Source organism: Streptomyces litmocidini (assembly GCF_014649755.1).
Taxonomy (GTDB): Bacteria; Actinomycetota; Actinomycetes; order Streptomycetales; family Streptomycetaceae; genus Streptomyces; species Streptomyces litmocidini.
The window spans coordinates 452,376-467,071 of record NZ_BMTQ01000005.1 but is presented as its reverse complement, the minus strand read 5'-3'; the positions used below and the strand labels follow the sequence as shown (position 1 = coordinate 467,071).

At 73.6% G+C, this 14,696-nt stretch carries 14 protein-coding genes; 4 read left to right on the top strand and 10 right to left on the bottom strand.

The features are described 5' to 3' along the window. Window positions 1-244: 244 nt before the first annotated feature. Complete coding sequence (locus tag IE180_RS14335) at window positions 245-1,150, top strand: Gfo/Idh/MocA family protein (protein WP_190157240.1); 906 nt, start codon at window positions 245-247, stop codon at window positions 1,148-1,150. Window positions 1,151-1,221: 71 nt separating this feature from the next. Here the strand turns inward: IE180_RS14335 and IE180_RS14330 are convergent, their stop codons facing one another. After that, entirely contained in the window at window positions 1,222-1,581 is a 360-nt protein-coding gene (locus IE180_RS14330) for an ArsC/Spx/MgsR family protein (protein WP_190157239.1), read from the bottom strand. Window positions 1,582-1,729: 148 nt separating this feature from the next. Between IE180_RS14330 and IE180_RS14325 the strand changes: the two genes are divergently transcribed. Next, the gene (locus IE180_RS14325) at window positions 1,730-2,005 is read left to right on the top strand and encodes a hypothetical protein (protein WP_190157238.1); all 276 of its coding nucleotides are present in this window, start codon (window positions 1,730-1,732) and stop codon (window positions 2,003-2,005) included. A 58-nt stretch (window positions 2,006-2,063) separates the two neighbouring features. Here the strand turns inward: IE180_RS14325 and IE180_RS14320 are convergent, their stop codons facing one another. The 3 genes from IE180_RS14320 to glnA form a co-directional block, all read right to left on the bottom strand. After that, window positions 2,064-3,257 (bottom strand): cytochrome P450, encoded by a 1,194-nt coding sequence (locus tag IE180_RS14320; RefSeq protein WP_190157237.1) that lies wholly within the window; start codon window positions 3,255-3,257, stop codon window positions 2,064-2,066. Then, window positions 3,254-3,979 (bottom strand): cyclodityrosine synthase, encoded by a 726-nt coding sequence (locus IE180_RS14315; RefSeq protein WP_190157236.1) that lies wholly within the window; start codon window positions 3,977-3,979, stop codon window positions 3,254-3,256. Before IE180_RS14315 ends, IE180_RS14320 begins: the two co-directional genes overlap by 4 nt. Window positions 3,980-4,380: 401 nt before the next feature. Then, the gene (gene glnA / locus IE180_RS14310) at window positions 4,381-5,802 is read right to left on the bottom strand and encodes a type I glutamate--ammonia ligase (protein WP_190157235.1); all 1,422 of its coding nucleotides are present in this window, start codon (window positions 5,800-5,802) and stop codon (window positions 4,381-4,383) included. Window positions 5,803-6,024: 222 nt separating this feature from the next. Between glnA and IE180_RS14305 the strand changes: the two genes are divergently transcribed. After that, window positions 6,025-6,492 carry an RDD family protein gene (locus IE180_RS14305; protein ID WP_190157234.1) on the top strand — a complete coding sequence of 156 codons (468 nt, stop codon included), beginning with the start codon at window positions 6,025-6,027 and terminating at the stop codon, window positions 6,490-6,492. Window positions 6,493-6,619: 127 nt separating this feature from the next. Here the strand turns inward: IE180_RS14305 and IE180_RS14300 are convergent, their stop codons facing one another. The 4 genes from IE180_RS14300 to lipB form a co-directional block, all read right to left on the bottom strand. Further along, complete coding sequence (locus IE180_RS14300; RefSeq protein WP_190157233.1) at window positions 6,620-7,324, bottom strand: DUF4191 domain-containing protein; 705 nt, start codon at window positions 7,322-7,324, stop codon at window positions 6,620-6,622. 10 nt (window positions 7,325-7,334) lie between these two features. Further along, window positions 7,335-7,550: an SCO2195 family GlnR-regulated protein gene (locus tag IE180_RS14295; protein WP_190157232.1), complete on the bottom strand. Its 216-nt coding sequence runs from the start codon at window positions 7,548-7,550 to the stop codon at window positions 7,335-7,337. Between the two features lie 274 nt (window positions 7,551-7,824). Then, complete coding sequence (gene lipA, locus IE180_RS14290; RefSeq protein ID WP_190157231.1) at window positions 7,825-8,793, bottom strand: lipoyl synthase; 969 nt, start codon at window positions 8,791-8,793, stop codon at window positions 7,825-7,827. Window positions 8,794-8,897: 104 nt separating this feature from the next. Continuing rightward, window positions 8,898-9,743, bottom strand: a complete 846-nt coding sequence (lipB, locus tag IE180_RS14285) for a lipoyl(octanoyl) transferase LipB (protein ID WP_190157230.1) — start codon at window positions 9,741-9,743, stop codon at window positions 8,898-8,900. A gap of 288 nt (window positions 9,744-10,031) precedes the next feature. On the opposite strand from lipB, the gene IE180_RS14280 reads away from it, so the two are divergent. Beyond that, window positions 10,032-11,519 carry an NsdA family TPR-like regulatory protein gene (locus tag IE180_RS14280; protein ID WP_190157229.1) on the top strand — a complete coding sequence of 496 codons (1,488 nt, stop codon included), beginning with the start codon at window positions 10,032-10,034 and terminating at the stop codon, window positions 11,517-11,519. 674 nt (window positions 11,520-12,193) lie between these two features. Here IE180_RS14280 and IE180_RS14275 read toward each other — a convergent pair. Further along, window positions 12,194-13,555, bottom strand: a complete 1,362-nt coding sequence (locus IE180_RS14275; protein WP_190157228.1) for an FAD-dependent oxidoreductase — start codon at window positions 13,553-13,555, stop codon at window positions 12,194-12,196. Window positions 13,556-13,743: 188 nt separating this feature from the next. Beyond that, the gene (locus IE180_RS14270; RefSeq protein ID WP_190157227.1) at window positions 13,744-14,664 is read right to left on the bottom strand and encodes a TIGR01777 family oxidoreductase; all 921 of its coding nucleotides are present in this window, start codon (window positions 14,662-14,664) and stop codon (window positions 13,744-13,746) included. Window positions 14,665-14,696: the final 32 nt, after the last annotated feature.

Genomic DNA, 14,696 nt, shown 5'->3' with positions numbered 1-14,696 from the left:
GACCACGGGCGGCGGGACGGCCGCCGGACGACCGGTCGCGGGGCGGTCGGGTCGGGCCGCGCGGGGAGGGGCGGCCGTGGTCCGGCCGGCCGCGGACCCCGGGCCGGACCACGGGCGGCGGGGCGGTCGTGGACGACCGGTCGCGGGGCGGTCGTGGACGACTGCCGCGGAGCCCCCGGTCGGACCACGGGCGCGGGGTGGCCCCGCCCGGACCGTTGTCGGTGCCGCCCGGCAGACTGGGGGCATGGCGAAGCACCTGGGCGCGAAGCCCCGCATCGGACTGCTCGGCACCGGCCCGTGGGCCGCGCGGACGCACGCGCCCGCGCTCGCCGGGCACCCGGGCGTCGAGTTCAGCGGGGTGTGGGGCAGACGTCCCGAGGCGGCGGCCGAGCTCGCCGCCGCGTCCGGCACCCGGGCGTACGAGGACGTGGACGCCCTCCTCGCCGCGAGCGACGCCGTCGCCCTGGCCCTCCCGCCCGACGTCCAGGCGTCCCTCGCGGTGCGGGCTGCGGAGGCCGGCTGCCACGTCCTGCTCGACAAGCCGGTCGCGACGACGGTGACGCTCGCCCGCCGGGTGGCCGAGGCCGTGGAGGCGGCCGGGGTCGCCTCGGTGGTCTTCTGCACCCTGCGGTTCGCGGAGCCGACGGCCCGCTGGATCGACGAGCAGGCGGCGGCGGGCGGCTGGTTCCTGGGCGAGGCCCACTGGCTGGGCTCGCTCTACGGCCCCGGCTCCGTCAGCGCCTACGCGGCCTCGCCGTGGCGGCGGGAGAAGGGCGGCCTCTGGGACGTCGGCCCGCACGTCCTCTCCGTCTACCTGCCGGTCCTCGGAGACGTCACCGACATCACCGCCGTCCCGGGCCCCGACGGCACCCACCACCTGGTGCTGCGGCACGGCTCGGGAGCGAGCAGCACGGCCACGCTCACCCTGAGCGCGCCCCCGGAGGCGGCGGAGGCGGCCCTCACCCTGCACGGCAGCCGGGGCCGGGTCGAGATGCCCCGCTGGGACGGCGCGGTGGGGGCCTTCGCCGCGGCCGTGGACGCCCTCGTCACCGCGGCCCGCACCGGCGAGCCCCATCCCTGCGACGCCCGCTTCGGCCTGCGCGTCACGGAGATCCTGGAGGAGGCGGAGCACCGGGCGGCCCGCGTCTGAGGGCGGCGGACGGCCCCGGCGCCGGGGTCCGGAGACGGACCCGTCCCGGGCTCCCGGCCCCGTCCTCGCGCTCAGCGGGAGAGCGCGTCCCGCACGGCCTCCTCGGTGCGGCCGACGACGGCCGTGCCGTCCTCCGCCGTGATGATGGGCCGCTGGATCAGCTCGGGGTGGGCGGAGAGCGCCCCGATCCACTTCTCCCGGGCGGTCCCGTCCCGGGGCCACTCCTTCACGCCGAGCTCCTCGGCGACGTCCTCGCCGGTCCGCGTGATGTCCCAGGGTTCGAGCCCGAGCCGGTCGAGCACCGCCCGGATCTCCTCGGGCGAGGGGACGTCCTCCAGATAGCGGCGCACGGTGTAGTCGGCACCCTCCGCGTCGAGGAGGGTGAGGGCGCCGCGGCACTTGGAACAGGCGGGATTGATCCAGATCTCCATGGCCCGTACGGTACCCCCCACGGTTCTCTGGAACACCCCCCAAACCCCACCTGGCCAGCAGCGATTGTCAGTGGGGGTCTCTAAAATGGGGGGTGAAGGTGAGGGTCCCGAGGAGGGCCCGCGCCTACCGTTCGCCAGGAGGTAGCCCATGGCTCTCGCCGTGATCCGGACGCCGTCCCTCGAACCCTGGAAGCCGCTCGAGAAGAAGCCGCTCCCCGCGGGCCGCCCCCGTGAGTGGTACGTGTCCCACAACCGCCGTCTGAAGGCCATGCGCCTCGCGATCGCGCTGCTCGACGCCGGCGTCTACGTCCCGTCGAAGGCGACGAACGCGGCGATAAGCGCGACGGCCGCCGACATCGGCATCCGCCCGCCTTCCGACACCACGTGCCGCATGGTCCGCGCCCTGATCCGCTACGGCCGCTGACACCGGCGATGGCGCTGCCCGGGCGGGGCCGGGCAGCGCCGTCGCCGGACCCCGTCCGCTACCAGGCCGCCGGCAGCCGCTCGGGGAGCCGCTTCATGAAGTTGGTGCGCCACACCAGCTGCTCGACCGGGACCGCGAGCCGCAGCCCCGGCAGCCGGCCGAGGAGCGTCTCCAGGGCGATCTCGGCGTGCCGCTTGCCGAGCGCCGTCGCCGGGCAGTAGTGCCGCCCGCCGCCGAAGGAGAGGTGCTCGGCGGCGTTCTCCCGGTCGGGCCGGAAGGCCAGCGGGTCCGGGAAGCGCTCCGGATCGTGGTTCGCGGCCTCCACGAGCACCAGGACGAGCTCGCCGGCCCGCACCTCGGCCTCGCCCAGCCGTACGTCCTCCAGGGCGAGGCGCGGCAGCCCGTCGCCGATCGACAGGTTGACCCGCAGCAGCTCGTCCATCGCCCCGGCGACCCCGCGCCCGCCGTCGGCGGTCAGCGCCTCCCGCACGTCCGGCCGGGTCAGCACCGACACCAGCGCCATCGTCAGGAACCCGGCGGTGGAGATCACCCCGGCCCCGAACAGCGTCACGCCCACCGTCGCCAGCATCTCGTCCGGCAGATGGGCGTACTCCGGGTCCTCGCGCAGCGCCGCGAGCTCCGCCATCAGGCCGCCCGTCGCCGGATCGTCGAGCCGCTCCGTCATGTACGCGATGTCCCGGTCCCAGTGGAGCCGGGCCGCCTCGATCTCGCGCGGCGCGTTCATGAAGGCCACGTCCAGACTGCGCAGCAGCCGCGGCCCGTCCTCCTCCGGGATGCCCAGCATCCGGCAGTGCAGCCCTGCCGAGTACGGATCGGCGTAGGCGCCCCGCAGCTCCCCGGGCGCCCCCTCGGCGACCAGCGCGTCCACCAGGGCCCCGGCCCGTTCCCGCAGCCACTCCTCCAGGCCGGGCGCCTTCGGGTTGATCGCCTTCATGACGGCCTTGCGCAGCCCGGCTCCGGTGATGTTGCCCATGTTGTTCACCACGTGCGGCGGGATCGTCAGCGCGTACTGCCGGGGCGCCCCCGGCGCCGAGGTGTCCTTCAGGCTGAACCTCGGGTCCTCCAGGACCTGCCGGCACAGCTCGTACGAGGAGACCAGCCAGGCCTCGGCCCCGGCGATCGTGCGGACCTTCCGCACCGGCTCGGCGCGCAGCGCGTCGACCTCGGCGGGCAGCCGGGTCCCGTCCCAGTCGAAGGGGAAGGCGGGCAGGTTCTCGACGGCGACGCTCATCGCGCGGCTCCTTCGACGGTGTTCTCGACGGGGGTGAGGATGCCGTGGCCCTGGTTGCGCGAGGCCCGGAGCCCGGACCCCCGCCCGTACAGCAGATCGGCCAGGGGCAGGGCCTGGTGGTAGCAGTTGAGCGAGGACGGCACGCCGAGGATCGCGGGCGTGTCCAGGAACAGCGGCACCTCGGCGCAGATGTACGCCCGGCACACCTCCCGCTGCCGTTCGTCCGTCCGCTGCCCCGGCGCCAGCTTCCCGGCCAGGAAGATCCCGGTCAGCGCATCGCAGGTCTCCCGCACCACGGGGTCCGCGGCCACCGCGTCGAGCACCGTGCGGTGCAGCTCGCGGTAGGCCGGGACGTCCCCGAACTCCGACATCCCGCGGGCCCGTACCCGCACCCCCGTGGGATCGGCCTCCGCCACGGCCGCGCCGACCTTCGCCCGCACCCCCCGCAGGTTCTTGACGGCCTTCCGCCGCGCCTCGTCGGCCCCGTACCCCAGCGCCTCGTACATGTCGGCGACATGCAGATCGGTGTAGACGAGATCGACCTGATCGAAGTGGTCCGAGCCCCAGCGCGTCAGCTCGCGCAGCCGCTGGGCGGTGAAATAACTGTTTCCCGGGGAGACGCCGATGACCACGTGCGCGCCCTCGTCGGCGATGACGCGGCAGTGATCGGTGTACGGCTGGAGTCGGAGCGTCTCGGCAGGGGCGAAAGCCGCCTGTGTCACGTAGGCAGTCCTCATCGCGCCAGCTAGTCCCAGCGGAGCCCTGTGCTCCGGGTGTGGCGGCAGCGACGACGACACGCTATCGGTCAGTCGCGGAGAGTGAAGACCCTACCGGCAGGTACAGACAGGAGTTCGTCAGCTGTTCGCACATTCGTAGTGCTTCACTCCTCCGCACCCCCGCCCTCCGGCTCGTCGAGCAGCGCCCGCCCTGTGCCGCGCCAGGCATCGAGGACCAGGCCGACCGCTGCCGCGCTCAGCAGCACCTCCGGGTCGTCCACGGCGAGGCCGAAGTGTGCGAGGACGGCCCGGGAGCCACGGGAGAGGGGCGCCGGAAACGGCCGTCGGCCGTGTCCCTCCCCGGAGGGAGGGACACGGCCGACGGCTTCGGGCGGTGGCCCCGCGGTTTAGAGGTCGAAGTAGAGCTCGAACTCGTGCGGGTGCGGGCGCAGCTGGATCGGGGCGATCTCGTGGGTGCGCTTGTAGTCGATCCAGGTCTCGATCAGGTCGGAGGTGAAGACGCCACCGGCCTGGAGGTACTCGTTGTCGTCCTCGAGGGCCCTGAGGACGGCCTCCAGGTTGGTCGGGACCTGCTGGACGTTGGCGTGCTCCTCGGGAGCGAGCTCGTACAGGTCCTTGTCGATCGGCTCCGCGGGCTCGATCTTGTTCTTGATGCCGTCGAGGCCCGCGAGGAGCAGCGCCGAGAAGGCGAGGTACGGGTTCGAGGACGGGTCCGGCGCGCGGAACTCGACGCGCTTGGCCTTCGGGTTCGAGCCCGTGATCGGGATGCGCATGGCGGCGGAGCGGTTGCGCTGCGAGTACACCATGTTGACCGGGGCCTCGAAGCCCGGCACCAGGCGGTGGTACGAGTTCACCGTCGGGTTGGTGAAGGCGAGCAGCGACGGGGCGTGCTTGAGGATGCCGCCGATGTAGTAGCGGGCGGTGTCCGAGAGGCCCGCGTAGCCCGTCTCGTCGTAGAACAGCGGCTCGCCGTTCGACCACAGCGACTGGTGGACGTGCATGCCCGAGCCGTTGTCGCCGAAGATCGGCTTCGGCATGAAGGTCGCGGTCTTGCCGTTGCGCCAGGCGACGTTCTTGATGATGTACTTGAACAGCATCAGGTCGTCGGCCGAGGCGAGCAGCGTGTTGAACTTGTAGTTGATCTCGGCCTGGCCGGCGGTGCCGACCTCGTGGTGCTGGCGCTCGACCTGGAGGCCGACGTTCTCCAGCTCCAGGGACATCTCCGAGCGCAGGTCGGCGAAGTGGTCGACCGGCGGGGCCGGGAAGTAGCCGCCCTTGTAGCGGACCTTGTAACCGCGGTTGTTCTCCTCCGCACCGGTGTTCCAGGCGCCGGCCTCGGAGTCGATGTGGTAGAAGCCCTGGTTCGCCGAGGTCTCGAAGCGCACCGAGTCGAAGACGTAGAACTCCGCCTCGGGGCCGAAGTAGGCGGTGTCGGCGATGCCGGTGGAGGCGAGGTACGCCTCGGCCTTCTTCGCGATGTTCCGCGGGTCGCGGCTGTAGGCCTCGCCCGTGATCGGGTCGTGGATGAAGAAGTTGATGTTCAGCGTCTTGTCGCGGCGGAAGGGGTCCACGCGGGCCGTCGACAGGTCGGCGCGGAGCGCCATGTCGGACTCGTGGATGGCCTGGAAGCCGCGGATCGACGAGCCGTCGAAGGCGAGCTCGTCCGCCGGGTCGAAGGCGGTCGCCGGGATCGTGAAGTGCTGCATCACGCCCGGAAGGTCACAGAATCGGACGTCGACCATCTTGACGTCGTTGTCCTTGATGAACTTCTGGACTTCGTCGGCGTTCTGGAAGCCGTTCTGGGACATCCAACTCCTCCTACTCCCGGCCCGGGGAGGGGCGGGGTTGCAGCTCGGTCGTGCGGCCAGTGCGGTGGCACACGCTGGACCCGACCATAGGCAGACGGGATTTCTCAAGCATGACCCATTTGTTTCGTCGAAGTTAACCGGGCCGGGTGTCGCTCCGCCTCCCCGGCCCCGTACGCCCACCCGCGCCGAAGTGATCGAAAACGGGCACAGTACCGTGGTCGGGTGGACAACAGGCAAGCACTCGGATCTTGGCTCTCCGGCCCCCGCGCGGCGGCCGAGGACGCAGGCGTCGACTTCGGCTACCGCGGTGAGCAGCTCGGGCTGCCCGAGGAGGGTCCCGGCTCGATCGCCCGCCCCGGGCGGCGCCTGGGCGCCCTCGCCGTCGACTGGGCCCTCTGCATCCTGATCGCATACGGCCTGATCACCGACGGCTACAACCAGGCGACGGGCAACTGGGCCCTGCTCATCCTGTTCGTCCTGGCCGTCCTGACCGTCGGCACCGTCGGCTCGACGCCCGGCAAGCGCCTCTTCGGCCTGCGCGTCGTCTCCGTGAACGGCGGCCGCCTCGGCCTCTTCCGGGTCGCGATCCGCTCCCTGCTCGTCTGCCTCGCGATCCCGGCCCTCATCTGGGACCGCGACGGACGCGGCCTCCACGACCGCCTCTCCGGCGCCGTCCAGGTCCGGATCTGAGACCAGGAGTCTCCGGATCCGAGATCAGGAGTCTCCGGATCCGAGATCAGGAGTCTCCGGATCGGGGATCAGGAGACGGGAAAGGCCCCGGACCGCTCGGTCCGGGGCCTTTCCGTCAGGTCGGGTGTCAGCGCGTCTTTCCGCCGCGCGGCATCCGCATGCCCTTCGGCATCGGGCCCTTCGGCAGCGGCATGTTGCTCATCAGGTCGCCCATCGCCCGCAGCCGGTCGTTGGCCGCGGTCACCTGCGGGCCGGTGAGCACGCGGGGCATCTTGAGCATGGTCGTGCGGATCTTCTTCAGGGGCACCTGGCCCTCGCCGTCGCCGACGATGATGTCGTGCACCGGCACGTCGATCACGACGCGGTTCATCCGCTTCTTCTCGGCCGCGAGCAGGGTCTTGACCCGGTTCGGGTTGCCCTCGGCCACCAGCACGATGCCGGCCCGGCCGACCGCGCGGTGCACGACGTCCTGGCTGCGGTTCATCGCGACCGCGGGGGTCGTCGTCCAGCCGCGTCCGACGTTCTGCAGCACCGCCGCCGCCGCGCCCGGCTGGCCCTCCATCTGCCCGAAGGCCGCGCGCTCGGCGCGTCGCCCGAAGACGATGGCCGCGGCCAGGAGGGCCAGGACGAAGCCCAGGATGCCCAGATAGACCGGATGACCGATGAGGAAGCCGATCGCGAGGAGGACACCGAGTACGCCGATGCCCACGCCCGCGACGACCAGACCGACCTTGGGGTCGGCCTTCCGGGTCATCTGGTACGTGAGGGCGATCTGCTTCAGTCGCCCGGGGTTCGCAGCGTCAGCGCTGCTCGTGTTTGCCTTCCTCGCCATGTCCAGAAGTTTACGTGGCCCGGGAAGCCCGGCCCGACGCGGCCTCCATCACGTGCTGGGCCTCCACCCGGTCCTTGGCGCGGCGGCGGTCCTCCAGGACGGAGTTCCAGGCGTTCCGCCGGGCGGTGCGCTGGCCGGCGCCCAGGAGCAGCGACTCCACGGCCTTCAGGGCGTCGGTGACGGACGGGATCGCGGTGACGCGGACGTGCGTCGATGCGGCCGGCATGTCGGGGTCCTCCCTCGATTGCGGGTGAGACGAGGCGGGGGTGTGAGCGGGGGGTGGCGGTGAGTGAAACCAGGCTCACAGGTCGGTGTTACCAGGGCGTGACCCGGTGGTCAAACACTGATGAAACGTTGATGCGGCCAGGTGGAGGACCGGACGGACACCGAAGCGGCCCGGACGCCCCCGCTGAGCTGCGGGAGCGTCCGGGCCGCGCCGGATCCGGCCAGTACCGACCGGTAACTACTTGTGCGCCGATTCACACGGCCTCGCGGACGGCTCAGACCGCCTGCGTCGCGTTGTCGACCGCGCCGCGCTTCTCGATCGCCTGCTGGTAGAGCCGGCCCGCGCGGTACGAGGAGCGGACCAGCGGGCCCGACATCACGCCGGAGAAGCCGATCTCGTCGGCCTCCTCCTTCAGCTCCACGAACTCCTGCGGCTTGACCCAGCGCTCCACGGGGTGGTGCCGGACCGAGGGGCGCAGGTACTGCGTGATCGTGATGAGCTCGCACCCCGCGTCGTGCAGCTGCCGGAGCGCCTCGCTGATCTCCTCGCGGGTCTCGCCCATGCCGAGGATCAGGTTCGACTTCGTGACCAGACCGTAGTCGCGGGCCCGGGTGATGACGTCCAGGGAGCGCTCGTAACGGAAGCCCGGACGGATCCGCTTGAAGATCCGCGGGACGGTCTCGACGTTGTGCGCGAAGACCTCCGGGCGGGAGTCGAAGACCTCCTTCAGGAGCTCCGGCACCGCGTTGAAGTCGGGGGCCAGCAGCTCGACCTTGGTGCGGCCCTCGGCGCGCTCCGCCGTCTGCCGGTGGATCTGGCGCACGGTCTCCGCGTACAGCCAGGCGCCGCCGTCCTCCAGGTCGTCGCGCGCGACGCCCGTGATGGTGGCGTAGTTCAGGTCCATCGTGACGACCGACTCGCCCACGCGGCGCGGCTCGTCGCGGTCCAGCGCCTCGGGCTTGCCCGTGTCGATCTGGCAGAAGTCGCAGCGCCGGGTGCACTGGTCACCGCCGATGAGGAAGGTCGCCTCGCGGTCCTCCCAGCACTCGAAGATGTTGGGACAGCCCGCCTCCTGGCAGACCGTGTGCAGGCCCTCGCTCTTCACGAGGCCCTGCATCTTCGTGTACTCCGGACCCATCTTCGCGCGGGTCTTGATCCACTCGGGCTTGCGCTCGATGGGGGTCTGGGCGTTCCGGACCTCCAGGCGCAGCATCTTGCGTCCGTCGGGGGCGACTGCGGACACATCGGCTCCTGTAGCTTCGATTCTTCGGCGCACACCAGGGTACGCCCGTTGCTTCCATGCCTTGCTCTACGCCTGGCCAACCCGTGGCCAGAGCTCGGCATTCCTCAGACCGAAGCCGGGGCCGAGGCCCGCTCCGTCTCGCGCGCGCCTTCGCCCGCGCTCTCGCGCTCGATCTCCCGCGGCTTCGGTTCCGCGTTCTCCAGCACGTCCCGCAGGTGCTTCTCCACCACCGGCAGCACCTCCTCGATCGTGACGTCACGGCCCAGCTCGTCGGCGAGCGAGGCCACGCCCGCGTCGCGGATGCCGCACGGGATGATCCGGTCGAACCAGGTGTTGTCCGGGTTCACGTTGAGGGCGAAGCCGTGCATGGTGACGCCCTTGGCGACCCGGATGCCGATCGCGGCGAGCTTCCGGTCCTCGCGGCGCTGGCCGGCGTTGGACGGGGCGTACTCGGGACCGTTCAGACGCGGGTCGAACTCCTCGTCCGTCAGCCGCGGGTCGAAATCGAGGGACAGCCCGCCGACCGACGGCCGCTGCTCGACCGGATCGCCCAGGACCCACACGCCGCTGCGGCCCTCGACCCGGGAGGTCTCCACGCCGAACTCGGCGGCCGTACGGATCAGGGCCTCCTCCAGGCGGCGCACGTGCGCGACGACGTCCACCGGGCGGGGCAGCTTCATGATCGGATAGCCGACCAGCTGGCCCGGACCGTGCCAGGTGATCTTGCCGCCCCGGTCCACGTCCACCACCGGCGTCCCGTCCAGGGGGCGCTCGTTCTCCTGCGTGCGCCGACCGGCCGTGTAGACCGGCGGGTGCTCCACCAGCAGACAGGTGTCGTCGATCTCGTCGGCGAACCGCGCGGCGTGCACCTCGCGCTGCTTGTCCCAGGCCACCTGGTAGTCGACGGATTCCTCGCCGAAGCCAAGGCGGACGAATCGCAGCTCACTCACGGCCATGCCTCCTCCTGGGTACCGGAAGCCGGGGACCGGGGATCATCCCGGGCCGGTGCGGCACCATGCGTCATTCGCGCCCATGCCACTGTACGGCGGTGCCGGGGACGGTCCTCCGGCAGGTGGACGGGGGCACCTACGTCAGCGGTGCCGTCAATCCTCACACGATCGGATGAATGTGGGGCGAAGGTGGCGGTACGGGCCGTGGAGACCGCTAAATTCACGCCGTTCCATGAGGGTCCGACGGGGCTGCCGCCCGGACCCGGAAGGCAGGAGACCGCACAGCTGATGACGGAACGACCACCGCAGCGCATCCCGAACCGCCAGCTCGCCGCGCTCATCGCCGAAGCCGGGTTCTCCAACGCGGGACTCGCCAGACGGGTCGACCAGCTCGGTCTGGAACACGGGCTCGACCTGCGGTACGACAAGACCTCCGTGACCCGCTGGCTCCGCGGTCAACAGCCGCGCGGCACCACCCCCGCCCTCATCGCCGAGGTCTTCACCCGCCGCCTCGGCCGCCGCCTCTCCGCCCAGGACCTCGGCCTCGACGCCTGCGCGCCCGTCTACGCGGGCCTGGAGTTCGCCGCCACCCCCGAGGAGGCCGTCGACATCGTCAGCGGCCTGTGGCGCAAGGACTCCGGCAGCCACGCCGAACTCCGCAAGATCGCCTTCACCCCGGCCGGCCTCGTCGTCCCCAGCCGCGACTGGCTGATCGGACGCGCCGACGACCGGGTCGCCCGCGGCGAACCCGCCCCCGGCCCGGCCGCCCGCCCACCGGGCGCCCCCGCCGGAGCGCCCCCGCACGAACACCGGGTGCCGTCCCAGGGCCGCTTCTCCGTCCCCCGCCAGCGCGGCACGGACAGGGGCCCCGGCCAGCGGGTCTCCAGCGGCGACATCGCCGCCCTCCGCTCCGTCGGCGAGCTCTTCCGCGCCCTCGACCACGCCTACGGCGGCGGCCACGCCCGCCAGGCCCTCGTCCGCTACCTGGAGCACGAGGCCGAGCCCATGCTGCGCGGCACCTACGGGGAGTCCACCGGCCGCCGCCTCTTCGCCGCCGCCGCCGACCTCACCCGGCTCGCCGGCTGGACCTCGTACGACATCGCCGCCCACGGCCTCGCCCAGCGGTACTTCGTCCAGGCGCTGCGCCTCGCCCAGGCGGCCGGGGACCGGGCCTACGGCTCGTACGTGCTCCTCACCATGAGCTGCCAGGCCGTCTACCTCGGCCACGGCCGCGAGGCCGTCCAGCTCGCCCGCGTCGCCCAGCAGGGCGTCGGCCCCGCCGCCCCGCCCGTCGTCCAGGCGATGCTGCACGCGATCGAGGCCCGCGGACACGCCGTCCTCGGCGACGCGCGGGTCTGCAGCGCCTCCCTGGCCCGGGCGGAACGGGCCCTGGAAGCGGCCCGGCCCGGCGACGAGGTCCCCTACTGGGCGCGTCACTTCGACGAGGCGCAGCTCGCCGACGAACTCGGGCACTGCCACCGGGACCTCCAGCAGTACCGGACCGCCGCGCAGCACGCCGAGCGCGCGCTCCAGCTCCGCGCGCCCGGTTTCGCCCGCAGCCGGCTCTTCTGCCGGGTCGTCCTCGCCACCTCGCGCCTGGCCCTCGGCGAGCTCGACCAGGCGTGCGCGCTGGGCGCGGAGGCGGCGCAGCAGGCCTCCGAGATGCGGTCCGCCCGCGCGCTCGAATACGTCCGCGACTTCGAGCGCCGGCTCGAACCGTACCGTGACGCGGCGGCGGCCCGCGGCTACCGCGACCGGGTGGCCACCCTGGGCTGACCCCCGGCCCCCGGCCCGCCCGGGCCCACGGCGCCCCGCCCACCACGCGGACCCGGTGCCGCTTCAGCCACCCGCCCGTACGGGCCCGCGCCCGGCGGGGTGCTGCCTGTGTGGACCCGCGCCCGGCGGGGCGGCGCCCCTGCCCGTGCGAGGCCGCGCCCTGCGGGGCGGTGCCCTCGCCCGTGTGGGGCCCGTGCCCTGCGGGGTGGTGCCCCTCCCCGCACCCCGCCCGTGTGGGCAATCGTCCCGCTGGGCGGGACGGGTGGGCACACGGGACGGCGCCCATAGCGGCGCCTCCGCGTTCCGGGCCTGGACCCGCACCCGTGTGCGCCGTGCACGGGGTGCGGGTTCAGGCGCGGGAGCCTCGGGCGCCGGCAAGGGGCGCCGTCCGTTGTGCCCACCCGTTCCGCCCCAGCGGAACGATTGCCCACAACAGGGCGGGCGCAGCCCACAACGGGGCGGGCGCAGCCCGCGACGGGGCGCGGGGACGGGCACCGCCCCGTGAGCGCAACCCACACCGGCGGGGGCGCGGGACGGGCGCAGCCCGTGACGGGGGTGAGGGCGGCGTCCCAGCGGGCGCCCACCACGGGGGACGCCACCCCGGCGGGTGCGCCCGCGAGGGGGCGGCGGGCGCACCCAGGGGGTACGGCGGGCGGGCGTCCGTGGCGGGGCGGTCAGGCCGCTCTGTCGTCCGCCGGGGCCGGGCGGTGGACCTTCAGGTCCGTCAGGAGGGCCTCCGTCGCCCGGTGGGCCGAGGAGAGCGCGCCCTGGGGCGTGCCGGCGTCCCGGTGGTCCCCGCACACGTACAGCCCGGCCAGCAGCCGGACCGGGCGCCGGGCGTCGTGCGGCGGCGGCATCGAGGGGACCGCCGCCGGGGTGTGGTGGAGGGCCAGCAGCTCCCAGTCGTCCGTGGACGTGCCGTACAGCGTGGCCAGGTGCTTGCGCACCCGCCGTTCCGTGTCGTCCGGCGGTGCCCCGAGCACCGTCGAGCTGATGAGGGTCCGGCCGGCCGGTGCCCGGGACGGGTCGACCGCGCTCATCACCGCCGTGTGGGCGACCGGTCCGCCCGGGTCGGACTCCAGGAGCAGCGTCGGGTCCGAGGTGGGCGCCACGGGGGCCGTGTGGTGCAGGACCGTGACGGGGTGGAAGGCGGGGACGCGCAGGCCCGGCAGCAGCTCCGCCGCCGTGCGCGCGCCCGTGGCCAGGAGGACCGAGCGGCAGCCGATGACGCCGTGTTCGGCGGTCGTGACCCGGGAGACCGACACGTCCGTGACCCGGACGCCGGTGCGGACGGTGCCGGGCGGCAGGGCGGCGGCGAGCCGTTCGGGGAGCGTCGCCGAGCCGCCTTCGGGAACGGCGGGCCGGGCGCGGGCGAAGGTCCGTAGCGCGAGGTCCGCCTGACGGCTCGACATGCCGAGGTCGGGGTCGGCGAGGAGCGCGGCGAGCAGCGGCCGCAGCACGCCCTGCACGGTCCGGGCGGGGAGCCGGGCGGTGAGGGCCTCCCGGGCGGTCCGTTCGGGGCGGGCGAGCAGGCGCGCGGCCGGGGTCGCGGCGAGCCGGACGAGGGAGGCGCCGAGCCGCGCCTGGTCGAGGGAGGCGGCCGGATTGCGGGGGGCGCTCGCGAGGGCGCGCGCCATGCTGAACGCTCCCCCCACGCCACGGTTGACCCCGCCGCCCCGGTGGCCGGCCGGCCGGCGCGGGTGCGGGACGCCCCACCGCGCGTAGCGCCCGTCGCTGTGCACGAGCACGCCGGGGGCGAACGGGCGCAGCGCGAGCCCGGCGAGCCCCGGTGCGGCCCGGAGCTCCTCGGGCGAGAGGGTGAGCAGCGGGCCCGTCCGGTCGAGCCGGAAACCGTCGACGAGGTCGGTGGCCAGCCGGCCGCCGACCTGCGGCTCCGCCTCCAGGACGGCGACGGCGAGCCCGGCGCCGGTCAGTCGGCGTGCGGCGGCGAGCCCCGCGATCCCGGCTCCTACGATGACGACGTCGACGGCTTCCACGACGTCCCTGTGCTGTGCGCTGCTTGCGGTACTGAGCACGTGCCCCTCCCCAGGTCGGCGCGCCGGTGGGAGGCGTTATGCCCCCAACGGGCCTCTGGAATACCCAAGTTCGCGTTCGTATCGAACAGTGGGCCTCGACGGTGGGCGTCGAGCCTAGGCAGTGCCGGGCGGGAAGTCGGCCGCGCGCGGCGGGGTGCACGCAGCACGGGGGCGCGCGGGCGGCCGTGTCAGCGCAGCGCCGCGCGGATCGAGTCGTCGATCGTCGGGAAGGCGAAGTCGAAACCGGTCTCCAACAGGCGCCCCGGCAGCACCCGCTGACTGCCCAGCACGTCCACCGCGAAGTCGCCGAGGGCGACCTTCAGGGCCGCTGCGGGCACCGGGAGGAGCGTCGGGCGGCGCAGGACCCGGCCCATCGCCGCCGTCACCTCGCGGTTGGTGACGGGGTCGGGGGCCGTCAGGTTCACCGGGCCGGAGAGGGAGGGGGTGTCGACGAGGTGGCGCAGGGCGGCCACCTCGTCGTGGAGGGAGATGTACGACCAGTACTGGCGGCCGTCGCCGATCCGTCCGCCGAGCCCCGCGCGGAAGACGGGGAAGAGCCGCCCCCAGGCGCCGCCCTCGCGGGCGACCACCAGGCCCGTGCGGGCGTAGGCGACCCGGATGCCGGCCTCCTCGGCGGGGGCGGCCGCGGCCTCCCACTCCACGCACACCGAGGGCAGGAAGCCCGTTCCGGCGGGGGCGCTCTCGTCCACCGCCCGGGTGCCGGTGTCGCCGTACCAGCCGAGCGCGGTGCCGCAGACCAGCGTCTCCGGCGGGTCGGCGAGCGAGGCGAGCGCCTGGGAGATCGCCGTCGTGCCGAGGACCCGGCTGTCCCGGATCTCCTTCTTGTACGCCTCGTTCCAGCGGCGCTCGCCGACGCCGGCGCCCGCCAGGTGCACGACGGCGTGGACGCCGACGAGCCCGGCGGCGTCCACGTACAGCCGTTTCGGGTCCCATTCGACCTCGTCGGCGGTGCGGGCGGGACGGCGGACGAGGCGGAGGACGTCATGGCCGTCGGCGCGCAGGGAGCGGACCAGGGCCGAGCCGATGAGGCCGGAGGCGCCGGTGACGGCGACGCGCTTGCGAGTGGCGGAACGCTGCATGCCCACCATCCTGCCCTCCCCGGCCGGTGCGTGGCACAGTG